At 45.0% G+C, this 25346-nt stretch carries 21 protein-coding genes and 1 tRNA gene; 11 read left to right on the top strand and 11 right to left on the bottom strand.

Going from position 1 to position 25346, the window contains the following annotated elements:
* Positions 1 to 165: 165 nt before the first annotated feature.
* The 3 genes from hldE to OCV30_RS02440 all read right to left on the bottom strand — a co-directional run bounded on the left by hldE (position 166) and on the right by OCV30_RS02440 (position 6074).
* Positions 166 to 1596, bottom strand: coding sequence for a bifunctional D-glycero-beta-D-manno-heptose-7-phosphate kinase/D-glycero-beta-D-manno-heptose 1-phosphate adenylyltransferase HldE (gene hldE, locus OCV30_RS02450; RefSeq protein WP_065680187.1), 1431 nt, complete (start codon positions 1594 to 1596; stop codon positions 166 to 168).
* Between the two features lie 165 nt (positions 1597 to 1761).
* Positions 1762 to 4611 carry a bifunctional [glutamate--ammonia ligase]-adenylyl-L-tyrosine phosphorylase/[glutamate--ammonia-ligase] adenylyltransferase gene (gene glnE / locus OCV30_RS02445; RefSeq protein ID WP_065680186.1) on the bottom strand — a complete coding sequence of 950 codons (2850 nt, stop codon included), beginning with the start codon at positions 4609 to 4611 and terminating at the stop codon, positions 1762 to 1764.
* 206 nt (positions 4612 to 4817) lie between these two features.
* Positions 4818 to 6074: a methyl-accepting chemotaxis protein gene (locus tag OCV30_RS02440; RefSeq protein ID WP_065680185.1), complete on the bottom strand. Its 1257-nt coding sequence runs from the start codon at positions 6072 to 6074 to the stop codon at positions 4818 to 4820.
* Positions 6075 to 6171: 97 nt separating this feature from the next.
* Here OCV30_RS02440 and OCV30_RS02435 point away from each other — a divergent pair, with 97 nt between their 5' ends.
* Entirely contained in the window at positions 6172 to 6921 is a 750-nt protein-coding gene (locus OCV30_RS02435) for a potassium channel family protein (protein WP_065680184.1), read from the top strand.
* A gap of 39 nt (positions 6922 to 6960) precedes the next feature.
* Here OCV30_RS02435 and OCV30_RS02430 read toward each other — a convergent pair whose 3' ends face one another.
* A complete protein-coding gene (locus OCV30_RS02430) occupies positions 6961 to 8478 on the bottom strand; it encodes a CYTH and CHAD domain-containing protein (protein WP_065680183.1) in 1518 nt (505 codons plus the stop codon).
* 207 nt (positions 8479 to 8685) lie between these two features.
* Here OCV30_RS02430 and OCV30_RS02425 point away from each other — a divergent pair, with 207 nt between their 5' ends.
* The 3 genes from OCV30_RS02425 to OCV30_RS02415 all read left to right on the top strand — a co-directional run bounded on the left by OCV30_RS02425 (position 8686) and on the right by OCV30_RS02415 (position 11574).
* Positions 8686 to 9366 (top strand): TIGR00153 family protein, encoded by a 681-nt coding sequence (locus OCV30_RS02425; RefSeq protein WP_029223984.1) that lies wholly within the window; start codon positions 8686 to 8688, stop codon positions 9364 to 9366.
* Between the two features lie 128 nt (positions 9367 to 9494).
* Positions 9495 to 10757 carry an inorganic phosphate transporter gene (locus OCV30_RS02420; protein WP_012603189.1) on the top strand — a complete coding sequence of 421 codons (1263 nt, stop codon included), beginning with the start codon at positions 9495 to 9497 and terminating at the stop codon, positions 10755 to 10757.
* A gap of 205 nt (positions 10758 to 10962) precedes the next feature.
* The gene (locus OCV30_RS02415) at positions 10963 to 11574 is read left to right on the top strand and encodes a TIGR04211 family SH3 domain-containing protein (RefSeq protein ID WP_017098289.1); all 612 of its coding nucleotides are present in this window, start codon (positions 10963 to 10965) and stop codon (positions 11572 to 11574) included.
* 150 nt (positions 11575 to 11724) lie between these two features.
* Here OCV30_RS02415 and OCV30_RS02410 read toward each other — a convergent pair whose 3' ends face one another.
* The gene (locus OCV30_RS02410) at positions 11725 to 12666 is read right to left on the bottom strand and encodes a general secretion pathway protein GspB (protein ID WP_065680182.1); all 942 of its coding nucleotides are present in this window, start codon (positions 12664 to 12666) and stop codon (positions 11725 to 11727) included.
* Positions 12666 to 14354 carry an ExeA family protein gene (locus OCV30_RS02405; protein WP_065680181.1) on the bottom strand — a complete coding sequence of 563 codons (1689 nt, stop codon included), beginning with the start codon at positions 14352 to 14354 and terminating at the stop codon, positions 12666 to 12668. Before OCV30_RS02405 ends, OCV30_RS02410 begins: the two co-directional genes overlap by 1 nt.
* A 36-nt stretch (positions 14355 to 14390) precedes the next feature.
* Between OCV30_RS02405 and OCV30_RS02400 the strand changes: the two genes are divergently transcribed.
* Positions 14391 to 15707, top strand: coding sequence for a multifunctional CCA addition/repair protein (locus OCV30_RS02400; protein WP_065680180.1), 1317 nt, complete (start codon positions 14391 to 14393; stop codon positions 15705 to 15707).
* 100 nt (positions 15708 to 15807) lie between these two features.
* Here the strand turns inward: OCV30_RS02400 and OCV30_RS02395 are convergent, their stop codons facing one another.
* The 3 genes from OCV30_RS02395 to folB are packed head-to-tail and all read right to left on the bottom strand — an operon-like array spanning position 15808 to position 17465.
* The gene (locus OCV30_RS02395) at positions 15808 to 16611 is read right to left on the bottom strand and encodes an undecaprenyl-diphosphate phosphatase (RefSeq protein ID WP_004735967.1); all 804 of its coding nucleotides are present in this window, start codon (positions 16609 to 16611) and stop codon (positions 15808 to 15810) included.
* A 15-nt stretch (positions 16612 to 16626) separates the two neighbouring features.
* Positions 16627 to 17109 carry a 2-amino-4-hydroxy-6-hydroxymethyldihydropteridine diphosphokinase gene (gene folK, locus OCV30_RS02390; protein ID WP_065680179.1) on the bottom strand — a complete coding sequence of 161 codons (483 nt, stop codon included), beginning with the start codon at positions 17107 to 17109 and terminating at the stop codon, positions 16627 to 16629.
* On the bottom strand, positions 17106 to 17465 hold the full coding sequence (gene folB, locus OCV30_RS02385; RefSeq protein WP_004735969.1) for a dihydroneopterin aldolase: 360 nt from the start codon (positions 17463 to 17465) through the stop codon (positions 17106 to 17108). Before folB ends, folK begins: the two co-directional genes overlap by 4 nt.
* 138 nt (positions 17466 to 17603) lie before the next feature.
* Here folB and plsY point away from each other — a divergent pair, with 138 nt between their 5' ends.
* Entirely contained in the window at positions 17604 to 18200 is a 597-nt protein-coding gene (plsY, locus tag OCV30_RS02380; protein ID WP_009847793.1) for a glycerol-3-phosphate 1-O-acyltransferase PlsY, read from the top strand.
* Positions 18201 to 18292: 92 nt separating this feature from the next.
* Here plsY and OCV30_RS02375 read toward each other — a convergent pair whose 3' ends face one another.
* Positions 18293 to 19108: an alpha/beta fold hydrolase gene (locus OCV30_RS02375; protein WP_065680178.1), complete on the bottom strand. Its 816-nt coding sequence runs from the start codon at positions 19106 to 19108 to the stop codon at positions 18293 to 18295.
* A gap of 124 nt (positions 19109 to 19232) precedes the next feature.
* On the bottom strand, positions 19233 to 20249 hold the full coding sequence (gene tsaD, locus OCV30_RS02370; RefSeq protein ID WP_009847795.1) for a tRNA (adenosine(37)-N6)-threonylcarbamoyltransferase complex transferase subunit TsaD: 1017 nt from the start codon (positions 20247 to 20249) through the stop codon (positions 19233 to 19235).
* Between the two features lie 258 nt (positions 20250 to 20507).
* On the opposite strand from tsaD, the gene rpsU reads away from it, so the two are divergent.
* The 5 genes from rpsU (at position 20508) to OCV30_RS02345 (ending at position 25246) form a co-directional block, all read left to right on the top strand.
* Positions 20508 to 20723: a 30S ribosomal protein S21 gene (rpsU, locus tag OCV30_RS02365; RefSeq protein WP_004396009.1), complete on the top strand. Its 216-nt coding sequence runs from the start codon at positions 20508 to 20510 to the stop codon at positions 20721 to 20723.
* A gap of 25 nt (positions 20724 to 20748) precedes the next feature.
* Positions 20749 to 21192 carry a GatB/YqeY domain-containing protein gene (locus tag OCV30_RS02360; RefSeq protein WP_065680177.1) on the top strand — a complete coding sequence of 148 codons (444 nt, stop codon included), beginning with the start codon at positions 20749 to 20751 and terminating at the stop codon, positions 21190 to 21192.
* A gap of 119 nt (positions 21193 to 21311) precedes the next feature.
* The gene (gene dnaG / locus OCV30_RS02355; RefSeq protein ID WP_017102947.1) at positions 21312 to 23063 is read left to right on the top strand and encodes a DNA primase; all 1752 of its coding nucleotides are present in this window, start codon (positions 21312 to 21314) and stop codon (positions 23061 to 23063) included.
* 99 nt (positions 23064 to 23162) lie between these two features.
* Positions 23163 to 25007, top strand: a complete 1845-nt coding sequence (gene rpoD / locus OCV30_RS02350) for an RNA polymerase sigma factor RpoD (protein ID WP_009847799.1) — start codon at positions 23163 to 23165, stop codon at positions 25005 to 25007.
* A 163-nt stretch (positions 25008 to 25170) separates the two neighbouring features.
* Positions 25171 to 25246, top strand: a tRNA-Ile gene (locus OCV30_RS02345).
* Positions 25247 to 25346: the final 100 nt, after the last annotated feature.

Below are 25346 nucleotides of genomic sequence, written 5' to 3'. Positions count from 1 at the left end.
CTTAAGGGTATTGTTAACCATCTGTAGGATCGTTCAACTGATCAGGAAAATGCTTAAATGATCAGTGTTAGCTCAATGAGCGGCATTTTTATTATCTATTGAAAGCTAATTCTCAGCCCAACCCAAAGGTTAAGCCTTGAGACAAGAAAGTTAGAAGACTAAGAGTTAGCCTCGACCACCTTTAATCGCTTTAATGATTTCAGTCGTAGAGCAACCATCTTCAAAGTTAAGTACTTTAACTTCACCGCCAGCCGCAATCACTTCCGCACCACCAGCAATCTCTTCAGGTTTGTAATCACCACCTTTCACAAGAATGCTTGGAAGAACTTCAGAGATCAAACGTTGCGGTGTATCTTCAGAAAACGGAACAACCCAATCAACCGCACCTAAACCAGCTAGTACCGCCATACGACGATCAGTTGGGTTCACAGGACGACCTGGACCTTTTAAGCGTTTCACTGATTCATCCGTATTCACAGCAACGATCAAACGATCACCTAACTCAGCAGCATGGTTCATGTAAGAGACATGTCCCGCATGCAGGATATCAAAGCAGCCATTAGTCATAACGACTTTCTCGCCTTTCGCACGAGCACGTTTCACCGCTTCAACTAGGGCAGCTTCAGAGATCACACCGTAGTCAGTATCTTGGCTACCATGAATCGCTTCCGCTAACTCAATCGTAGACAACGTCGATGTACCTAGCTTGCCGACTACCACGCCAGCTGCAGCATTTGCTAATGCACACGCCTCATCAAGTGGCTTACCTGCAGCAACTGAAGCTGCTAATACTGAAATAACCGTATCACCAGCACCAGTAACGTCATACACTTCTTTCGCTTGGGTCGGTAAGTGGAATGGTTCTACGCCTTTGCGGAGCAATGTCATGCCATGCTCACTGCGAGTCACTAGCAAGGCTTCAAAATCAAACTCTTCGATTAACGCTAGCCCTTTTTCGATCATTTCATCTTCAGACTTAACCTTACCGGCAACCAGCTCAAACTCCGCCATGTTTGGCGTAAGTAATGTCGCCCCACGGTAGCGTTCAAAATCTGCACCTTTAGGATCAATAAACACCGGAACGTTCGCTGCGCGCGCTTTTTGAATAAAGCTCTGCACATGCTCCAAAGCACCTTTCGCATAGTCAGATAAGATTACCGAGCGTACATTAGGAAGAGCTTGCTCCATGCGAGATAAAACAAGTTCAGGATCCGTGTTCTCAAATTTGTCTTCAAAATCAAGACGGATTAACTGCTGTCCACGGCTCATGACACGCAACTTTGTGATGGTCGGGTAATCTTCTAACTCAACAAAATCACACTTAACCTTTAATGCACCCAAGGTATTTTTCAACACCTCAGCAGGCTCATCTTTTCCAGTTAAACCAACGATATGAGCATGACCACCAAGCGAGGCAATATTCATTGCTACGTTGGCAGCACCACCAGGACGCTCTTCGTTATTTTCTACTTTAACAACGGGCACAGGTGCTTCTGGTGAAATACGGCCAGTAGGGCCATACCAGTAACGGTCAAGCATTACATCACCGACAACAAGAACGCCTGATTGGCTGTAGTCAGGTAGAATTGGTTTCATTGTGGATCTCCAAAAATCGAATCTGGCTAGAGTCTAGCACACTGATTACAGTGGCTAAACCATAGAAAAATGAGTGAAAGCCTAACTCGATAGATACTCTAGTAGCTAAGAAGTCGATAAGCGATCACTAAATGATAATGACGTAACCGTTAAGAAATAGTTCCGTTACGCTTCCATCCATTGCTTCCATGCCTGAACAACATGTTCCCTTTCCATTTTAAATTTATCAATCGCCACGTCCGCATCAAGGTTGAGTAGATTGCGGTGATGGATTTCATCTCTTAATGTTGTATAGGCATTAGTTAATGCCATGCCTTGCTGTTCGTCCATAATCCCTTGTGACAACAGACTTTCAAAGATTCGTACATTGTCACACCAACGAGTCAACTTAGGTTTTTCATTACTGTATCGAAGTACTAAATATTGCGCCAAAAACTCAATATCGGTTATACCACCCGCATCTTGTTTCAGCATGAATCGATCGGCTTTTTTTCCACCGAGGTGCCCGCGCATTTTTTCACGCATATCGACAACGGATTTTTTAAGTACAGCTTCATCTCGAGTCAAACACAAAATCTCATGGCGAGTCTTGTTAAATGCCGAAGCCAATAAGTCATCACCATAAATCATACGAGCGCGAGTCAAAGCTTGGTGCTCCCAAGTCCACGCGTCATTATGCTGATACTCATCAAAGGCATCGGTTGGACTCACTAATAGACCAGAGACACCTGAAGGGCGCAAGCGAGTGTCGACCTCGTACAAAATACCAGAAGCAGTTCTGGTCGAGAAAATATGAATAATGCGCTGCGCCAATCTCAGATAAAATTGGCGTCCGTCGATCTCTTTCTTACCATCAGTATAGATGTGTACCGGGCAATCGTGCATGAATACGATATCGAGATCGGAGTTATAACCAAGCTCCCAACCGCCGACTTTGCCGTAACCAACCACGGCGAAGCCACGACCTTCACGATCTTTAACGTGGGTAGGCTCCCCAAACTTGGCTGTCACTTGTAACCAAGCTTGATTGATGCCGGCCTCAACAATCGCTTCGGCTAAATAGGTTAGATGGTCGCTTACCTTCATAACAGGCAAAACGCCCGCAATATCAGCGGCTGCAATTCTCAAGATACAAGTCTGCTTAAACTGACGCAGACCCTCCATCTGTTGTTCCATGTCATCTTCAGGAATACGGGCTAGATAATCACGTAACTCGATCTTGTAAGATTCTAAAGGCACGGGATTATAGAGTTGTTGCGGATCAATAAGTTCATCTAACAGGATTGGGTAACGACCCAACTGCTCCGAGACCATCGGGCTCGCTGTACATAAGCGAACGAGTTGAGTGAGGGCAGCGGGGTGCTCATCCAATAGCTCAAGATACGTGGTGCGCGTAACGATTTTTTGTAACAGGTGCAGCACTCGAGACAAACCAAATTCAGCATCCTTGGCGGTATAGAGCGCTTGAAACACTTTGGGCATTAATCGATTGAGTACTTCACGTCCACGAGGGCCAAGGGTTTTCTTAGCCAAATCAGCTTTGAATTGGATAATGGTTTTCGCCGCTTGCTGTGGGTTAGCAATCGCGATGTCATGCTCTAGAACCTGCTCAATCACATCTTGCTTATGAGCCATATCCCACAACTCACTAAAGTGACTCGCGATTGGGTTAGCATCATCTTCATCAACCCCAATTAGGTCTTCGAATACGGTGTGAACATTCGCCATATGAGCACGGGTCGCATCAATCAAACCATCCCAATCTGCAAACTGCATGGCGACAGCAAGTTGCAACTGTTCGAAATCGCCATCAGGTAAGGTTTGAGTTTGCTTGTCTGCCATCGCTTGTAACAGGTTCTCAAGACGGCGTAAAAACAGGTATGCCTCACGTAAGTGACCGACTTCTTCTGCTTCTAATAAATGAAGAGATTCAATCGCACTTAACGTCTCCAACAAACCTCGACCACGAAGGCTCGGTTCACGTCCACCACGAATCAGTTGAAAGACTTGAGCAATAAATTCGACTTCTCGAATACCACCAGAGCCAAGCTTAATGTTGTTTGATAAGCCACGACGTCGCACTTCGCTACTGATCATCGACTTCATTCGACGCAAAGATTGAATGGCACTGAAATCAATATAACGACGAAAAACAAACGGACGCAACATCTGGCGGAGCTCTTGGTATTCAGGGTACATTTCGCTGCCCATCACTCGCGCCTTAACCATTGCGTAGCGTTCCCAGTCACGGCCTTGTTCTTGGTAATAGTCTTCAAGAGCAGCATAGCTCATGACCAAAGGGCCGCTCTCCCCGAATGGACGCAAGCGCATGTCGACTCGATAACAGAATCCGTCAAAGGTTTGCTGATCAAGCGCCTTGATAATACGTTGCCCCAAACGCGTGAAGAACTGCGCGTTGGCGATACTTCTTCTTGCTCCTTGGGTTTCGCCATTCTCAGGGTAGGTAAAAATCAGATCGATATCGGAAGAGAAATTCAACTCACCGCCACCTAACTTGCCCATACCTATGATCAACATAGGCTGCGCTTCACCTTGCTCGTTACAAGGTGTGCCCCACTCTTTACAACAAATATCGTACTGCCATTGATAGGTCTCGAAGATCATCGCCTCAGCTAGCATCGACAAATGATTTAAGCTCTGTTCTAGATCCCATGAGCCCATAAAGTCACGCCAAGCAATGTAGGTCATCTCACGATTACGGAATTGACGCAGTACACGTTGGCCGCTCATTTCATCAACACAACCTGAAAGTAACTCGGCCAAACGCTTACGATACCCTTCCGCACGCTCTTGGCATCTCAGCATCTCTGGCAAGGTGCTGGATAAAATCGAGTCACGCTGTAAACAATCACCCACAAAACAGCTCAAGCCTAATACACGCTTGAGATCGGCAATCAGCGACTCAGGCCAAATGTTAATGGCGTCACTTTGATGCTCTAATAATTGCTCAAAAGCAGACTGGGAATGAGTGACGAGTAGAGAAGGCAATGGCATGTTTCTTCCTTGTGTAAGCTGCGCACCGAACAATTGGCTTGTCGGTTCAGTTCTTCAATAACGAGTTCTAAAAGCTAATGATTAGTTATACCAAAGTTCTGCCAATAAAAAACGCCCACATTAGCAATGTGGGCGTTTTATCAGTGAACTTATCAAGTCAAGCCTTTAGATCTTACAAACTAGAGCTCAAGACCGAGAACTGGGGATTAAACCTTAAACTGCTTAATCTTACCGTCTAGCTCTTGTGCGTTGCTTTCCATGATCTCAGAAGTCTCGAGAAGCTCACCCACCACCACTACGGAAGCTTCAACAAGCTCACGAACATTGGTCAGGTTGACACTCATCTCTTCCGCGACACTAGTTTGTTGGCCCGCAGCAGTCGCGATCTGGAAGTTCATATCATTAATCTGGTTTACCTGACTTACGATGCCATCAAGCTCAGAACCAGCGTTAGTCACTAGGTCTACGCCTTCAGCGGCTTCAACAACACTCTTTTCCATCAGCTCTACTGCCGAGTTAGCACTGCTTTGTAGATGGCTAATCATATCTTGAATTTCTACTGTCGCTTGCTGAGTACGTTGCGCAAGGTTACGAACCTCATCGGCAACAACCGCAAAACCACGTCCCGCTTCACCTGCACGCGCGGCTTCAATCGCTGCGTTCAAAGCCAATAGGTTGGTTTGCTCTGAAATACCTTGGATAGTACCAACCACACTGCCAATCGAGTCTACGCGCTCTTCTACTTGGTTTACCGCTGCTGCAGAGGCTGCGATGTCCGAAGAAAGCTCACTCATCTTAGAAACAGAACCTTGAACGAACTTCTGACCTGTTAGTGCTTGACCTGATGCTTGCTCAGTAAGAGAAGAAGCACTTTGCGCGTGCTCAGCCACAGTTTGCACAGTAGACGTCATCTCGCTCATTGCTGTCGCTAGTTGGTCGATTTCGTTAAATTCTTCCTGAGCTGAATCTTTGGTTTCTGACATGCTGATGGTCATCACTTCCGTCAGGGCAAACAACTCATCAGAAGAGGCCACCTGAGTTTTGATCATGTCATTCAACTGGACTCGAGTTTTTTCGAGTTCTCGTGCCACATCACCGTATTCATCTTTACAATCCATATGAATTGGCACTGATAGGTTCTTATCGGCCATCGTTTTAATGGCGTCATTGAGGTATTGAGTTTGGCGAAGCATAACGCGCGCTGCCGCCAATAGAAGAACCACAAACACAATGATCATCAAGGCTGTTTGCCAAGCCACTTGAACTAGGTAAGTCTCGTAATGCTGCTGTGCAACTTGTGCACTGTTAGTGACTGCAAGTAATGAATCGTAAAACGCACTTGCGTCCCATAGCTGCTTCGAAATAATCAAGATAGTGCTGAAAACCATCAGCATGATCATTTTTGGAACGAGACGGATGTCTGAGATAATCCTTTCCCACGGCTTGAATGACAGTTTAGTCATTGTCAGTTCTCCATTAACTCTTATATATTGATGGCTTCTATATCCGCGAGATGGCTATGTCAGTCAAAGTTCGCGATTTATTTTGAGCCTCGTATGAATGTTAAATAGTATCAAAGACACCACTAAGCCGATGAGCTTATTATCACTGATTCTCTCTTTCTTAGCGTTATTTGTGATCTCAGGCTTATTGTTTGCACCGATTGATAAAGAATCGAAACAAGTTCTTATCGGCCTGGACTTTATAATCTGTAGCGTTTTTCTTTTTCAGCTCACTATTGATCTATTCAGATCACAAAATAAGAAAGAATATCTAAAAGTACACTGGATCGATTTCTTGGCAAGCATCCCTATGGTCGAGCCACTTCGATTCGCTCGCATTTTTCAGATCTTGCGCGTGATTCTCGTTCTTCGGTCAGGAAAACGTGTTTTCAGAGAGCTGTTTCGCAATCGAAAAGAAACGACACTCGCCTCAATTATTTTGCTATTGGTTATTCTCCTGACCATAGGTGCTGGAACAATACTGCTGCTAGAGCACAAGGATCCCAATGCCAACATTACCACTGGCCAAGATGCTTTATGGTGGGCTTTCGTAACGATTAGTACCGTGGGGTACGGCGATCATTATCCAGTGACGAGCTCAGGCAAGTTAGTCGCTTCTCTGGTGATCATTTGTGGTGTAGGTGTTTTTGGTATGATTTCAGGGTTGATTACTTCTTTGATCACCTCTCCAACTCGCCATGAGAATCAACGAGCAGAAAACAAAGAGAAGCACCTTGAGAAGATCATTGAACAACAACAGAAAATCCTCGAACGACTAGAAAAGCTAGAACAGCAAACAAAAAAATAGGGCCGAAGCCCTATTTTCAATTTCATGTTGTTATGAAACTCAGTCTTGCCAATACGGCTCAACTTCTACACTTATTTGGCGTGTCTGTTCCATCGCATGCAGAATAGACACCTCTTGACGAGCTAACCAACGCTCTAGCTGAACCTTCTCATCGCCTTCTAATTTTTCAGTCAAAGGCTCTAATGTTTTAAGTGCTAGTAAATCGTCGATACCTTGAACCATATCAGCCCATGGCAAGCGGAAACTGTTTCGTTCATCGTCATCATACAAACTCGCGAAACCAACACCAGAATATAGGTTTCTCATCAAACGATATTGCTGCTCAATATACGCTTGGCTAGTCATCACTCGCTCTGGCGGGAAAGCTTCCATCAAGTCGGCCCATGTGCGATCGAGCTGCTTAACCGAAAACCATTCGATACCACGTGCCATTTGTTCTCGTGCTTTTTCGTCTAAGAAAGGTTGCCAGCCACGAGACAAGATCCAGCGACTCAGATCTAGCAACAAACCAGTGTAACGAGCAGAGCTCAACAGGGTAAGCAGTTCTTCGCGATCGGGAAGTTGCTCTTGCATCTCTTTAAGTTCAGCGACCAAAAACTTACGAGCATCCAATTTACGTAGCACGTGGCCTTTATCTTCGAGCAAATCTTCGAAGTGGTCATAGCTTTTCAGCCAGTTGAGTTCTTGCTCAAGCCACTTGAGCTCTTGACGTAAAATAGCACTCGCGCGTCTTGGAACAATGCCACCATAGATCGTGAAGGTTTGACGAATGAAACTCAGCGAGTGACTGATCTCATGTAACGCTTCAATTGATTGGCGCTCGGTGAAGATCTGCTCATGATAATGCCAATGAGCGAGAGCATGCTCTAAAGATTGAATGAAACACGATTCAACAGTATCACTTTTAGCAGTATCAACTAAGGTCAAAGGAGTGACTTCATCTCCTTGATAACCTTGAGCAAGGCGGTAACCCTTAGCGGCTTTGCTTAGATTACCTAAACGCATGCCACCTTGTTCACAGAATTGACGAGACAGTGTAAACAGAGCATCTGTTTGACCGGACTTAAGTTCCAATTCGACTTCACAAATCGGTTCTTGCAGTTCGCCTGATTCAACAAAACCTTGATCGAATGCGACCTCGACTTGACTGCCATCAGGCATACCAATCAACCACTGCTCACGTGTGAAGTTGGTAGAAAATAGAGGAGTCAACTCAGCTTGCAGCGTTTCGATGTCTTTGCCCGCTGGCCAGATGTCCTCTGGATGTAGGGCTAGCTTAGGTTCATTGCTGTCATGTTCTGCATTGTATTCAGGCCTTTGATGCAGGCCTGCAACCACACGACCAGCCGTCTTTACGGTTTGTACAAATACGTCATCAAAGCGTCGAATGCGCAAGCCAGTATCGTGCTTACGTAACCAGTTATCGGGGGTGTCAAAGTAGATGTTACCTAGCTCACGACAACTGTGCTGAAGTACTTTAGTTTCAGCAATTTTATTGCGTAAAGTCTCTGAAAAATCAGGAGAAACAAAAAACTTCAGTTCTATCTCGGTTTCCATAGTTATACCTTTCTGTGAAGATAGGGACAGGATATTGCCAATTTGAAAACTCAGCAAGTCAGAAATATCGCCCTTATGATGATCTAAAACAGTTTTAATGAGACATTGATTAGGTTAACATGCGCGACTTTGTAGCCATCGCTTAACATTTCACCATGAATATGGTGTATGTTGTTTTAAGGTTATTATTTATTAGGTTGGATGACCATGCCAGTAAATACAATTATGGGGTTATTTGCAAAGTCCCCAATTAAACCTTTGCAGCGTCACGTAGTATGCGTGAACGAATGTTGTTCTCACCTAGTTAATTTCTTTGAAGTTTCTTCAAAAGGTGACTGGGAGAAAGCATCAGAAATTCGAGCTCAGATTTCTCACCTTGAGAAAGAAGCTGACGTACTAAAACGTGAAATTCGCCTTAAACTTCCTCGCGGTTTGTTTATGCCAGTTGATCGCACCGATATGTTGGAGCTATTAACTCAACAAGACAAACTAGCAAACCTAGCGAAAGACATTGCTGGCCGTGTATATGGTCGTCAACTTGTCATTCCTGCTCCTATGCAAGAAAACTTCATCGCTTACGTTAAACGTTGTCTAGATGCAGCGAACCAAGCACAAAACGTAATCAATGAATTAGACGAATTACTTGAAACGGGCTTTAAAGGCCGTGAAGTAACACTCGTTGCTGAAATGATTCATCAATTAGATGTAATTGAAGATGACACGGACGCGATGCAGATCGAACTACGCCAACAACTAATGGCGATTGAAGATGGTCTGAATCCAGTTGATATCATGTTCTTATACAAAATTCTTGAATGGGTTGGTGGTATTGCAGATCAAGCACAGCGTGTAGGCGCTCGTCTTGAAGTAATGCTTTCTCGATCTTAAATCATACGTTAACTATATAACGAAGAGCATTTTTTGAACAAACCACTTATGCGCTGAGTATTTCTCTCGCTGAGCGGTTTTTTGCGTCTAAATTTGTTCCGCTTGTTATCAAACAACTAGGTATTACGATGGATATCCTTGCTAACTACGGCACTGTCCTGATTATTGTTGCAGCAGCTTTCGGTTTCTTGATGGCTATTGGTATTGGTGCAAATGACGTTGCGAACGCAATGGGCACTTCAGTAGGCTCTAAAGCTCTAACCGTTAAACAAGCGATCATTATCGCAATGATCTTTGAATTCGCAGGTGCTTACCTTGCGGGCGGCGAAGTAACAGACACGATCCGTAAAGGTGTTATCGAAACATCTCTGTTTGCAGATCAACCTGACGTACTTGTGTATGGTATGATGTCTGCACTACTCGCTGCTGGTACATGGCTACTTCTAGCTTCATACATGGGCTGGCCAGTATCAACGACTCACTCAATCATCGGTGCAATCATCGGTTTTGCTTGTGTGTCTGTGGGTACTGAAGCTGTAGATTGGAACAGTGTTCAAGGCATTGTGGGAAGTTGGATTGTCACACCATTGATTTCCGGTATCTTCGCCTATCTCATATTTGTCAGTGCCCAGCGACTGATATTCGATACAGAAAACCCGCTATTCAATGCGAAGCGTTTTGTACCGGTATACATGTTCATTACTACAATGGTCATTGCACTTGTAACGATCAAGAAAGGTCTTAAGCACGTAGGCCTTCATCTAACCGGTACTGAAGCATGGTTATGGGCTGCAGGTGTTTCTGCTGTCGTCATGATTGGCGGTTACTTATACATTCAGAAGAAGTTTGCTAACCGCGAAGAAGACCACGGTTTTACTGGCGTAGAAGGTATCTTCAGCGTACTAATGGTTATCACTGCTTGTGCAATGGCATTCGCACACGGTTCAAACGATGTTGCCAACGCGATTGGTCCACTATCAGCGGTTGTTTCAACGGTTGAGCACATGGGCGAAATCTCAGGCAAGAGCACTATCGCATGGTGGATTCTTCCACTAGGTGGTATTGGTATCGTTGTTGGTCTTGCAACAATGGGTCATAAGGTAATGGCAACCGTTGGTACTGGTATTACAGAACTAACTCCTAGCCGTGGCTTTGCAGCTCAACTAGCGACCGCGTGCACGGTTGTACTTGCTTCTGGTACTGGCCTTCCGATTTCAACCACGCAAACATTGGTTGGTGCGGTATTAGGTGTAGGCTTTGCTCGTGGTATCGCAGCTCTAAACTTAGGCGTTGTGCGTAACATCGTAGCTTCTTGGATTGTGACGTTACCTGCAGGTGCTCTACTTGCTGTTGTATTCTTCTACGCAATTCAGGCTATGTTTACTATGTAATAGCCCTGACGCTAGTCAATATTAGCGTCAGAAAACGGTGAGCTTCAGTAAAGATATGTAAATACCATGTCATTATTGACTCAAACGCACAGAAAGGGAGGCTTTGCCTCCCTTCTTTGTTGCACCATATAAAAAAACTAAATATTATTTGCTCATTGAGGCTGACTCATACGCCTACTCAATTTGAATCGTTAAAGGATTTACTGTGAAAAAACTGATTAGCTTAGTTTTGTTCGCAATGCTTGCGGCTCCAGCTGCCTTTGCTCAAGACCGTTATATTGCTGACAAACTATTTACTTATATGCACTCTGGCCCAAACAATACTTTCCGTATCATAGGTAGTATTGATGCCGGCGAGAAAATCACCTACCTGCAAACTAACAAGAGCACGGGTTACACTCAGGTTCAAGATAGCCGAGGACGTAAAGGTTGGGTTGAGAGTAAGTTCGTAAGCACAAAAGAAAGTATGGCGCTGCGCATGCCTAAGCTAGAGAAAGAACTCTCTGAAGTAAAAGGCAAGCTGGCAAATGCTCGCCAAAGTGCTGATAGCGAAAAAGCAGGTCTCGCAAGCTCTCTAGACTCTCGTAACAAGCAGATTGCTGAACTAGAGCAGAACTACAGTGAGATTAGCCAACAGCTAACGAGCTCTCAAACTGAGAACCGTCAACTACGCGCTAAGCTAGATACTCAAAAAGATGACTTACTATTGAAGTACTTCATGTACGGTGGTGGTGTTGCTGGTATTGGTCTACTTCTTGGCCTTGTTCTGCCACACATCATGCCTCGTCGTAGAAAGTCACCAAACGGCTGGGCGTAAGCCTCGCATTTGCTACAGTAGGTTCAGTATCGAATATCAAAAAGGAGCACCGAGGTGCTCCTTTTTATTTGTCTGGATTTATCATTCAAGTCACAGCGCTAATACCTATCACTGCGCTAACATCAATCACAGTAAGTAATATCGATAGTACTAACCTTTCCACTCATACAAAGCTGGGATTTCTATTCTCTGCTGATTGAATTCAATGATTACCGATTGTGGTTTAATCTCAAGCAACTGAATACCCCGCTCGATCCATTCCCCTTGAGCAACTTCATGTCCATTCACTTTTACCCAACGCTTAGTTTCGCTACTCGAGTACATGTGAGTTTGTAAGTCTAACTTAGGTAATACACCAGACAATCTATTGCCATGTGTTTCTAAACCGATGACCTGAGAATCCATATTCCCCACAGGTCTAGAATCCATCGGTTCAGGTGAAACCGACTGCTCTCCCATCATTGATTCAAGCTTCAACGCTAAATCGGGTGGCAACTCGGTGAGGTCTAACCCTTTCAGTAAATCACGGTCCGATTGCAGCGTGGCATTATCATTATTCGTTCCAGGTTGAACTGACGGTTCAATAGATAATGGCTCTAAATTCGTTGCTGCTTGATTACTAGTATCTACATTTGCCAATATCGCTTTTGAGTCACTAGCGATATTACCGATGTCGGTGCCCATCTTTGCATGTATCTCTTGACGCGGTAGTGCTTTCAAAAGCTGGCTTACCGGTGCCGAGCGAACAGAGAATAATGCTTCATCGTCTGCATCCACTGACACTGCATCCACACTGGCAATGCCAGAACCGGCAATTTGAGGCTCAAAGTCTGATTGAAGCTTTGATTCAGGCAGAGCTCCGGAGGCAACGGGGCTAACCGAGCCTTGCTGCTGTTGATTATACGACTGATAAACCAGAACGCCGCCCACCAATAAAGAAGGCACCAAGACAAGGATCAGTCCCATTGTTAACGATGAACCTCGTTTGTTGCTAATCCCTCTAACAGAGCTAGGCACGTGATGGTTTTGGTAACCTTTAAAGCTAGATTTATGATTAGAAGACTGTTTAAGCTCGTGCATAATACGTGACATTAGCTTTCGCCTCCTTCTAATGACATCAACTTAGGCGAGTCTAGTTGAGCTAATCTCTGCAACCTTGCTAAGGTGCGCTTACCTGCGATGCCATCAACAGACATACCCTGCCAAGTTTGAAACGCTTCGATTTTCATTTTCAATTCATAGTCAAATACATCACTGCCCGATACGTCTTCACCCAAGACTTCTGAAAGCAATAGATCAAGTAAAGCAACCGCCTCACCTTGATAGCCCTCTTTCAGGGTCTCTCTTAGCGGCTGTTTCCAAATCGCGACATAATCACCTTGCCAAATTTGCTTTAAGGTGCGCTTAGGCATCACCAATAGCTTTTCGTTGACTAGGAGCTCAACAGACTCCTCAGACGCGCCATAAAGTACAGCAAACACAGGTTCTTGACCTAATTCCAGATTAAGAACCACGGGAACTCCAAGTTCAATCAAATATTCTAAATTGGCTTGATGTTGCTCACATACAAATACACTTTGTTGTTCACTCAAACATAGCCAATCACGAAGCGAAGATTCATACCCCCAAAGCGTGTATAGGTCCCTAATTGCAAGCGTTTGATTATTCCCTTGCTTTAAGTGATTCTGAACATCTTGTGGTAGTGCAAACTTCGAAGTCTTGAGACCTTGAACCGGTATAGATTTATCATCCAATATCGGTGTTTCAGCCACAAATGATCGTTGAGTATTCGCCGCTACTTCCGTTTTCACCTCACTGGAAGTATCTGCAGGCATCCATGAACTAATATAGGTTGGGGCGAAGTTAAAGGTCGCGATTGCAAGGCCGACACTTAATGCGGCAATCCCCGCGTATTGGATTAATTTTGGAACTACATGAGTAGCACGAGTTTTCTCGACGTGATACACATCGGCCTGAAAGGACATGACCTGCTGACAAGCTCGGTTAACCGTTTCATTACTCGGTGATTTATCACCATCATGGAAAGCCAATTGCAGCGCTTTATCACACACCAAGTTAATGAGCCTCGGAATACCATGGGTATATTGGGCGATAAGCTTGATTGAACGATTCGAAAACAACATCTGCTCACCACCCGCCGTTTCCAAACGAAACGCGATGTACTTACCCGTTTCTTCGATATTAAGAGGTAATAAGTGATAGCGACCTGTAATCCGCTGCGCGAGTTGACGTAGCTGTGTGGTTTGTAAGTGTTGCTGTAATTCAGGTTGTCCAACCAACAGCACCTTTAATAGCTTACGACTATCGGTTTCTAAATTGGTCAGAAGGCGTAGCTGCTCCAACACATCAGCTGCAAGGTGTTGGGCTTCATCTATCACCAATAAGGTTTGAATGCCTTCAGCATGGCTATCAAGCAGGAAGTGATGAATTGCCTGACTCAGCTGTTTCAACGACGCTTGTTCAGGGTATTCGACCTCAAACTCATCGCAGATAGCTTCAAGTAAATCTGAATTGGAAAACGTAGGGTTGAGTATAAGGCCAGCTTGAGTCTGATTATCGAGTGATGACAACATCGCTTTGGCGACCGTTGTTTTTCCTGTACCGACCTCACCAGTAAGCATCGCAAAGCCCCCACCTTCGCCTAAACCGGCTTGTAGGTTCTGCATCGCTTCTTGGTGACGCTGACTCAAAAACAAATAGCGAGAATTTGGTACAATCGAAAATGGCATCTCAACGAAGCCAAAATATTCCTTATACATGTGCTGCCCTATAATTACGATTAATGGAAAGTACCATTGCTCGCAGTAAAGTCCAGCAGTGATAAAACATTTCGAGGTGATAAGTTGCAAATATACGATAGCCTACCAAAAGACAATGGGCTACAACGCTACCTAGTCGGTGGAGCGGTGCGCGATAAGCTGCTCAACATTGATAGCTATGATAGAGATTGGGTCGTGGTAGGGAGTACCCCTCAAGAGATGGAAAGCCTTGGCTTTACTGCTGTCGGGAAAGATTTCCCCGTATTCTTACACCCAAAAACCAAAGAAGAGCACGCACTGGCTCGCACTGAGAAAAAATCCGGTTCGGGTTATACCGGTTTCGAGTGTTACTTTGCACCGGATGTGAGTTTGGAAGAAGATCTCATGCGTCGAGATTTAACGATCAACGCCATCGCTCAAGATGACAAAGGCCAACTTTACGATCCTTACCATGGCCAAAAAGATCTCTCTGATCGTATTTTAAGGCACGTCTCGGATGCCTTTGTTGAAGATCCTCTTCGTGTGCTGCGTGTGGCTCGCTTCGCCGCCAAACTCCATCATCTCAACTTTACGGTTGCATCTGAAACCATGGTGATGATGAGTGAGATAGTGCAATCCGGTGAACTGGCACACCTCACTGCAGAGCGAGTTTGGCAAGAGTGGCATAAATCTCTTAGCACTCCCCACCCTGAAGTGTTCCTTTCTTTATTGAAAGAGTGTGGTGCATTGGCTGTTGTGTTGCCTGAAATTGACGCTCTGTTTGGTGTGCCTCAACCTGAAAAGTGGCACCCTGAAATCGACACGGGCATTCACACTCTGATGGTTGCTCAGCAAGCTGCGCTACTAAGTTCATCGTTACCAGTACGTTTTGCCGCTCAAGTACATGACTTAGGTAAAGGCGTCACACCAGAAAGCGAGTGGCCAAGCCACAAAATGCATTGTCATACTGGCTTGAAGATCATTAAGAAGCTATGTGAAAGAGTCAGAGTGCCCAATGAATTCAGAGATCTCGCACTGTTAGTTTGCGAGCAACATTCTAATATACACCGCGCAGGCGAGCTCAAGCCAACCACCGTTCTCAAGGTTCTGAACAAGTTTGATGTTTGGCGTAAACCAGACAGGCTCAACGATATACTGCTTTGCTGCCAAGCTGATCACGCTGGCCGAAAAGGATTAGAAGATCAGCCTTACCCTCAGAAAGCGCGTTTTGAAATGGCTTACCAAGCAGCGCTTCAAGTCGAAGTTAAAGCCATTATTGCCGATGGTTTTCAAGGCAAAGATATTCGAGAAGAACAAGAGAAACGCAGAGCTATCGCAATTGAGAGCGCCCTATTAGAGCTCGCTGATAGTTAATCGCCATAGCGCTGATTACCATGCATTAAAAAACCCGCGACTAGGCGGGTTTTTCCGTTTCAATCTGTAGGACCATACATGTGTCTTCGTAAGTCGAGCGCTACTGCATCATCAAGAAAGCGAATAGACCAAAACCTAAAATCAAGCGGTAGATAACAAACGGCGTCATACCCATACGAGAGATAAGCTTCAAGAAGAAGTGAATACAGATATAAGCACTAATGAAAGAAACCACGATTCCCGTTAGCAAAGTACCAACATGGATTGGATCACCACTGGTCACTAACTTCAGGCCCAAATAACCACCAGCCAGAGTGATGATTGGGATAGACATCAAGAAAGAGAATCGAGCCGCCGCTTCACGTGTGAAACCAAGGTAAAGTGCTGCGGTAATCGTTGCGCCAGAGCGAGACGTACCTGGGATGATCGCCATTGCTTGAGCAAGACCAATAAACAGCGCCTTTTTCCAACCCGCTTGGTATTCGTCATCACGCAGGCTTGAGTTCTTATCCACCCACCATAGCAACAGACCAAAGATAATGGTGGTCGTCGCTATCACCCATGCACTGCGCAAGTAAAGCTCAACAATATCTTTCATCAACAAACCAAAGATACACGCAGGAATCGTCGCGAGAATGATCATCCACGCTAACTTCGCTTCTTTACTGCGATCGCCTTTAAACACTGAACCAAAGAATGCGCTCAACAGAGAGACCACTTCTTTACGGAAATAGATAACCACGGCTGCCAAAGTACCAACGTGGACAGCCACATCAAAAGCCAAGCCTTGATCTTCCCAACCTAAAACAGCAGAAGGAAGGATTAAGTGTGCAGAACTGGAAATAGGTAAAAACTCAGTAAAGCCTTGCACCAACGCCAACATAAACGCTTCAAAATAACTCATTACTTACCTTAAAAATTATAGTGTTATATCTACGACAGAGAGCGTGTCTAATTGCTGCATCTTCTGCCATATTTCACTGACGTTTCTTCCATCTTGCGGGATCACTCTCGCAGGACAAAGATCATAAAGTGGTTGTGTTACAAAAGGATATTTATAGATATCACTTCGTGGTAATTCTGGATCGCTCTCTGATACCACCTCTCCAAACAGCACAATATCAAGATCGAGCTTTCGATCTTGAAGCTTATGGGCATCTTGAGGGCGACCCCATTTAAACTCAATTTCACGGAGCTGCTGTGAAAATTCAGTCAATGAGAGTGATGTGTCGATCTCAACCACAAAGTTATAAAACGAATGGCTTTTAAACCCCACAGGCTCACAGTGATAGATCTTAGAGCATTTAAGGTTAGTTCCTAATGATTGAAGCTCTGTCCATGCCACCCTTGCATGCTTGTCGCGGTCTATGTTCGTGCCAACACCAACATAGGCTATTGTCATGCTTGACCTCTTTCGATGATCACACCCACGGCTTTTGCTTGTGGTACTGCGCCAGGCTTCGCTAGACGAATTTTAATCCAAGGCACTGAGAACTGAGTCATAATCAATTCAGCGACTTCTTCTGCCACACGCTCAACCAATAGGAATCGGCCATTCGCAATGTGGTCAAGTACGGCAGTGCTGACTGTCGAGTAATCCAAAGCATCGACAACATCATCACTCTTACCTGCTGGGCGATTGTCATGAGCCATTTCAATATCAAGCACAAGTTTTTGTTTAATCTCTTGTTCCCAATCGTAAACACCGATCGTTGTAATTACTTCTAGCTGTTCAATGAAAACTTTATCCAGTGCCATGACTTGTCCTTTTAGAGGTCGGATACCCATACCTGGGAAAAAAACGTATTATTTGCGTAATTCCAGATATGATATCAATTACTCTTAGATTGAGCATTATTTTCCCATCGTTAGGCTTATAACTGTTTAAGGAAAAACATGACCCCATTGGCACTCATCATGATTATTGCTGCCTATTTACTAGGTTCAATCTCTAGTGCGGTCTTGATATGCCGAGTCTTAAGACTTCCTGACCCAAGAACTGTGGGGTCCAATAACCCCGGAGCCACCAATGTGCTTCGCGTGGGTGGCAAAGGCGCCGCTGCGGCCGTCCTGCTTTGTGACATGCTTAAAGGCACCATTCCTGTTTGGCTTGGCTACTACCTCAAGATCGATCCCATCATTTTAGGTGTTGTGGCGATCGCAGCCTGCCTTGGTCATATGTATCCAATATTCTTCCACTTTAAAGGTGGTAAAGGCGTCGCAACCGCACTCGGAGCAATTGCCCCAATTGGATTCGATTTAACAGGCATGATCATGGCGACTTGGTTGGTTGTAGCATTTTTGTTTCGTTACTCTTCGTTAGCGGCACTGGTTACTGTGTTGCTCGCACCTTTCTACGCTTGGTTAGTCAAACCTCAATACACACTGCCTGTGGCCATGTTGTGTTGTTTGATCGTCCTACGTCACCATCAGAATATTCGTCGCCTACTCGATGGCAGCGAACCAAAACTCGGGCAAAAAAAATCGGCTTAAACTGTCATGTTTAAGCCGAACCATTTTTTAAACTAAGATACGTTTAAACCAACGTAAATCTCTGTCGAGCAATACTATTCAATATCTAAAGCTTACAGCAGATGTTTATCTAAAAACGTCTTCAGCATTGTGTTCACAAACTCTGGTTGCTCTAGCGAACTAATATGACCAGCATCAGGAATCACCACTAACTCACTGCCCGTAATACAATCGTTCATTAGGTATGACTCAAGTGCCGGACGTGGTTTGTCTTCTTGCCCTACAGCGATCAAAACCGGCAGTGCAAAGCTCTCTACTGCTTCAATCATATCGCGACGTCCAAAGACCATTCGACCGATTCGAGCCACTTCTTCAGCGTTCTCACCCTTAAGAGCCGATAATTTCTGAGTAAAGCCTTCCACTAAAGTTGGCGTGTTTGTTTGAGCATCATTTGCAAAGAACAATGGAACAACCGCTTCAACAATCGGTTGAGGAACCATCTTGGTTTGAGTAATGGTGTCTAACATGCTGAAGTATTTAGCATGAGCAACTTCTGGCTCGAGCCCTACGAAAGTATCCATTAGAACCAGAGACTTGATACGTGCAGGTGCAAGTTCCGCTAACTCGGTTCCCCACATACCGCCAACCGATAAACCTACTACGGAAAATTCTTCGATTTCTAAATGATCAAGTAGATCCAAAATGTGTTGAGCGTAATCTTTTAAGTTGCGCATCGAGCTCGGCGCGGCTTGTGATTCACCATGAGACCAAAGCTCTGGAACAATACAGCGATACTGAGTTTTTAATGCATCGATCTGCGGCTTCCACATTGCACTGTCCCAAAGGTAGCTGTGGCCTAATACAACAACAGGGCCTTGACCTTCATCTAGGTACGCCATCGATTGATTGTCTACTGTGAACTTGTTCATTTTCTTCCCTAATCTCTATCAGCAATTATTTATCGACATACAGTCGGTAAGCTAGGATATAAAAACGGCCGCACTCAGCGACCGTTTATCGAAATACTATGGTTTATTTGGCGATTGGTTATGATTAAACAATCGGCTCTAGCTGGTCAATTGGCCAACGCGGTGTGGCATGGACAGATAAATCAGCCGTTTCACCATTCTTCAGGCGCTGCATGCCCGCATAAGCGATCATCGCACCGTTATCTGTACAGAACTCAGTGCGTGGGTAGTACACCTCTCCACCGATTTTCTTGGCTAATGCTTCAAGCTCAACTCGTAGTTGTTTGTTGGCACTCACACCGCCAGCAATCACGATACGTTTCATACCCGTCTCTACCAACGCACGCTTACACTTGATTACCAAGGTCGCACAAACCGCTTCTTGGAACGCATAAGCGATGTCAGCACGAGTTTGGTCATCATTGTCATTAGCACGAATGGTATTTGCCGCGAACGTTTTCAAGCCCGAAAAGCTCATATCTAGACCCGGACGATCGGTCATTGGACGTGGGAACTTAAAACGACCTGGCGTGCCTTTTTCTGCGAGTCGAGATAGCAGTGGACCACCTGGGTAATCTAAGCCCATTAGCTTCGCGGTTTTATCAAACGCTTCACCCGCCGCATCATCAATCGATTCACCAAGAATTCGGTATTCACCAATGCCTTTCACTTCTACCATCATGGTATGACCGCCAGAAACCAGCAGAGCAACAAATGGGAATGGTGGAGGATTATCTTCTAGCATTGGCGCAAGAAGGTGACCTTCCATATGGTGCACTGGCACAGCAGGCACGCCCCACGCATAGGCAATACTGCGACCAATCGTTGCGCCCACAAGCAATGCACCAACCAAACCAGGGCCAGCCGTGTAAGCCACGCCATCAATATCTTTCGACGTTAGGTTCGCTTCTGCCAATGCCGCTTTAATCAGTGGAATGGTTTTTTTTACGTGGTCACGCGACGCTAGCTCAGGTACCACACCACCGTAATCGGCGTGCAGCTTTACTTGGCTGTATAACTGATGAGAAAGCAGCCCTTGCTCATCATCATAAATTGCGATTCCTGTTTCATCACAAGAGGTTTCAATACCAATAATGCGCATAATTTTCTCGGCACGCTTTCGTCTAAAATGGGAAATTAGCGCAATATTACCCTGCCTAAGCTCTTCAAACAAATATTGTACAGACTATAATCGACAAAGTGCTTTACAAAGCCACTGTGATCGGATTAAAATTCCGCACCATTTTTGATCAAGCTGGTTAATGACCAAACGCGAATAGAGAGTTAGCTCGATGGGTAACTTCTCTGATTTGGTACTGAATAACCAGCGATAATGAATAACCCCTGAGGTGAAAGGCATATGCCAATAGTTAAAGTACGTGAAAACGAACCGTTCGACGTTGCACTACGTCGTTTCAAGCGCTCTTGTGAAAAAGCAGGTATCCTTTCTGAAGTGCGTCGTCGTGAGCATTACGAAAAGCCAACTACAGTTCGCAAACGCGCTAAAGCAGCAGCTCAAAAGCGTCACGCTAAAAAGCTAGCTCGCGAAAACGCACGTCGCGTTCGTCTGTACTAATAACTTAATCCATAAGGACTGAGTTATGGCTCTTATTGAACAACTCAAAGAAGAGCAAAAATTAGCGATGAAAGCCAAGGACAAACCGCGCCTTGGCACTATCCGCTTAGCTCTTTCAGCAATTAAGCAACGTGAAGTTGACGAACGGATCACTCTGAACGACGACGACATTATTGCTATATTAGTTAAAATGGTTAAGCAACGTCGCGATTCTGTTGCTCAATATGAATCGGCAAATCGTCAAGATCTTGCTGACGTGGAAAAAGCAGAAATTACGGTACTTGAAGGCTTTATGCCTCAACCGCTAACTGAAGAAGAAGTTATTGCACTACTTGATAGCGCAATTGCAGAAGCTCAACCTGCGGGCATGCAAGACATGGGTAAAGTAATAGCTATCTTGAAACCACAAATTCAAGGGCGTGCAGATATGGGTAAAGTTAGTGGTTTAGTTCGTTCTAAACTCGCTTAATCCCAAATCAAATTGCAACAAGCCGTGCAATCCTTCGGAACGCACGGCTTGTTTGTATCTGTAACCTATTCAAACTATTATTATCCACACTCTCAGTTAGTGCATTTTTCTAAGGTTTTATGGCAGGACACATCCCGCGTAGTTTCATCGATGATCTCCTAGCGCGTCTCGACATTGTCGATATTGTGGACGCACGCGTGAAACTTAAGAAAAAAGGCAAAAACTATGGTGCTTGTTGCCCATTTCACAACGAAAAGACCCCTTCTTTTAGCGTAAGCCAAGAAAAACAGTTTTATCACTGCTTTGGTTGTGGCGTACATGGCAATGCCATCGACTTCATTATGGAGTTCGAACGTCTCGATTTTGTTGAAGCGATTGAAGAGCTAGCCTCATTTTTAGGCCTTGATGTTCCTAGAGAACAGCGCAGCGGTGAAATATCCACGGCGCCAAGAGCTAACAGCGAACAAAAACGTAACCTCTACGATTTGATGGGCGGCATCAGTAATTTTTACCGCTCTCAGCTAAAAATTTCTGCTAACAAACCTGCGATTGATTACCTAAAGAATCGTGGACTGTCTGGTGAAATCGTACAGAAGTTTGGCATTGGCTACGTCGCTGATGAATGGGACTTGGTTCGTAAGAACTTTGGCCAACAAAAAGAAGCCCAAGACATGCTCGTGACTGGCGGCATGTTAATCGAGAATGATAAAGGCAACCGATACGATCGATTCCGTGGACGTGTCATGTTCCCGATTCGCGATCGTCGTGGTCGAGTGATCGGGTTTGGTGGTCGTGTCTTAGAAGACGGCACACCGAAATACCTAAACTCACCAGAAACACCTATCTTCCATAAAGGCAAAGAGCTTTACGGCCTTTATGAAGTGCTGCAAGCCTACCGTGAACCGCCGCAAATACTTGTGGTTGAAGGTTACATGGATGTCGTGGCATTAGCGCAATATGGTGTTGATTACTCAGTGGCATCACTGGGCACCTCGACAACCGGTGACCACGTTCAAATGTTGTTCCGCCAAACCAGTACCGTGGTTTGTTGTTACGATGGTGACCGAGCAGGTAAAGAAGCGGCGTGGCGCGCTCTCGAAAATGCGCTTGAATACCTGAAAACAGGTAACACGCTCAAGTTTCTATTTTTACCCGACGGCGAAGACCCAGATAGCTATATAAGAGAGAATGGCCAAGAGGCCTTCGAACAACTGGTACAGAATGCGACACCGCTTTCTACTTACTTGTTCGATAATCTTATTGAGATACACAAGTTGAACTTGGGAACAACGGAAGGGAAGTCGGCACTGCGAGCACACGCAAGCGCCTTGATTAACAAAATCCCTGACAGTTATTTCCAAGAACTGCTCGAAAAATTATTGGATGAGCGTACTGGTTTTGATAACCAACTGAGACGAGCTCGTGTTCATACTAAGAACCCGACACCTCAACCGCATAAAGAACTAAAACGCACTCCAATGCGAGAAGTTATCGCTTTGCTTATCCAAAATCCGAGCTATGCTGATATGGTACCGGATTTATCAAGTGTCAAAGGCTTACAGTTGCCTGGACTAAGTTTATTCGTCGAAGTACTTGATAAATGCCATGCGCATCCCCATATCAACACAGGCCAATTATTAGAGCATTGGCGACACAATAAACATGAGGCGCTTCTGTCTCGTCTCGCGAGCTGGGAAATCCCCCTCGACGAAGACAATCAAGAAGACATATTTTTAGACTCATTGGACAATATCCTTGCCCAGTGCGTTGAAAAACAAATTGAAAACCTGCAGGCCAAAGCAAGAAGTGTCGGTTTATCAGCCGAAGAAAAAAGGGAGCTACTAGCTTTAATGCTAGATCTAAAAGCGTAACCCTGTTTGATTAGTCAGCATTTAATAAATTTGTTAACATAATTGGTTTGCATTTGAGAATGCAACGTCCTTCACCAGACCTGAAGTTGGATATCATCTATGGATCAAAATCCGCAGTCACAGCTTAAATTACTTGTTATTAAAGGCAAGGAACAAGGCTATCTGACCTACGCCGAAGTAAACGACCACCTACCTGCAGAAATCGTGGATTCTGAACAGGTAGAAGACATCATTCAAATGATCAACGACATGGGTATCAAGGTAGTAGAAACTGCACCTGACGCTGATGATCTAGCACTTAATGATGACGATGCCAATATAGATGAAGATGCAGCTGAAGCTGCTGCTGCTGCGCTTTCAAGCGTAGAAAGCGAGATTGGCCGTACAACTGACCCAGTTCGTATGTACATGCGTGAAATGGGTACAGTTGAACTACTGACTCGTGAAGGCGAAATCGACATTGCGAAGCGTATTGAAGATGGTATCAATACTGTTCAATTATCTGTAGCTGAGTACCCAGGCACTATTCCATACATCTTGGAACAGTTTGACCGCGTACTCGCTGAAGAGATTCGTTTAACAGATCTAATCAATGGCTTTGTTGACCCAGACGACGATGGCACAGCTGCGCCAACGGCGACTCACATCGGTTCAGAACTTGCTAAAACTGATCTAGAAGACGAAGACAAAGAAGAAGCAGAAGACGACGAGGAAGAAGAAGAGGAAGATACAGGTATTGATCCTGAGCTTGCTCTTGAGAAGTTCACAGCACTTCGCACTAGCTACCAAAACCGTCAACTAGCAATCAATGAATACGGCCACGAAAGCCCGAAAGCAACGCTTGCAACAACAATGATGCAAGACGTGTTCAAAGAATTCCGTCTAACGCCAAAACAGTTCGATTACCTAGTAAACGAACTGCGTACTTCAATGGATCGCGTACGTACTCAAGAACGCCTAATCATGCGTCAAACGGTTGAGTACGGCAAAATGCCGAAGAAATCTTTCATTGCTCTATTTACTGGCAATGAATCTAGCGAAGCATGGCTGGACGAAGTTCTTGCTTCAGACAAGCCATACGCAGAAAAGATCAAACGTAACGAACACGACATCCGTCGTTCTATCCAAAAGCTGGATATCATCGAACGTGAAACGTCTCTTACTGTTCAAAGCATTAAAGATATCAGCCGTCGTATGTCTATCGGTGAAGCGAAAGCTCGTCGTGCTAAGAAAGAGATGGTTGAAGCGAACTTACGTCTAGTAATCTCGATTGCTAAGAAGTACACAAACCGTGGTCTACAATTCCTGGATCTAATCCAAGAAGGTAACATCGGTCTGATGAAAGCGGTAGATAAGTTTGAATACCGTCGTGGTTACAAGTTCTCTACGTACGCTACGTGGTGGATCCGTCAAGCAATCACTCGTTCGATTGCCGACCAAGCTCGTACTATCCGTATTCCGGTTCACATGATCGAAACGATCAACAAACTAAACCGTATCTCTCGTCAAATGCTACAAGAGATGGGTCGTGAACCGCTTCCGGAAGAGTTGGCTGAGCGCATGCAAATGCCTGAAGACAAGATCCGTAAAGTACTGAAAATCGCTAAAGAGCCTATCTCAATGGAGACACCAATCGGTGACGACGAAGATTCGCATCTAGGTGATTTCATCGAGGATACAACGCTAGAACTGCCTTTAGACTCTGCAACGGCAACAAGCCTGCGCGGCGCAACTAAAGACGTTCTTGCTGGCCTAACTCCTCGTGAAGCGAAAGTACTGCGTATGCGTTTCGGTATCGACATGAATACTGACCACACTCTTGAAGAGGTTGGTAAGCAGTTCGACGTAACTCGTGAACGTATCCGTCAGATCGAAGCAAAAGCACTGCGTAAACTTCGTCACCCAAGCCGCTCAGAAACTCTGCGTAGCTTCTTGGACGAGTAATTACACGCTTTAGTGTGGTTAGCTTTTAAGCATAAAATAAAAAAGGTGAGCGTTGGCTCACCTTTTTTGTGCCTGTATGATTTAAGTGGCTAAGATGTAAGCGGAATTGCCCCTCATAGTGTCTAGACACCAATGAATGCTTCCCCTATAATCTATGCCCTACGGCCCCTTAGCTCAGTGGTTAGAGCGCACGACTCATAATCGTTCGGTCCCCAGTTCAAATCTGGGAGGGGCCACCAAATTCCGATAAGGCTCATGAAGAAATTCATGGGCCTTTATCTTTTCTAGTCCTTTCCATATCCGGTCTTCAAATACTTCCTGTAAGCACGATTCCATTAG

The sequence above is a fragment of the Vibrio atlanticus genome, assembly GCF_024347315.1.
Classification (GTDB): domain Bacteria; phylum Pseudomonadota; class Gammaproteobacteria; order Enterobacterales; family Vibrionaceae; genus Vibrio; species Vibrio atlanticus.
Note: the sequence above shows the minus strand (reverse complement) of the source record. Positions and strands in the feature narration are given on the sequence as shown.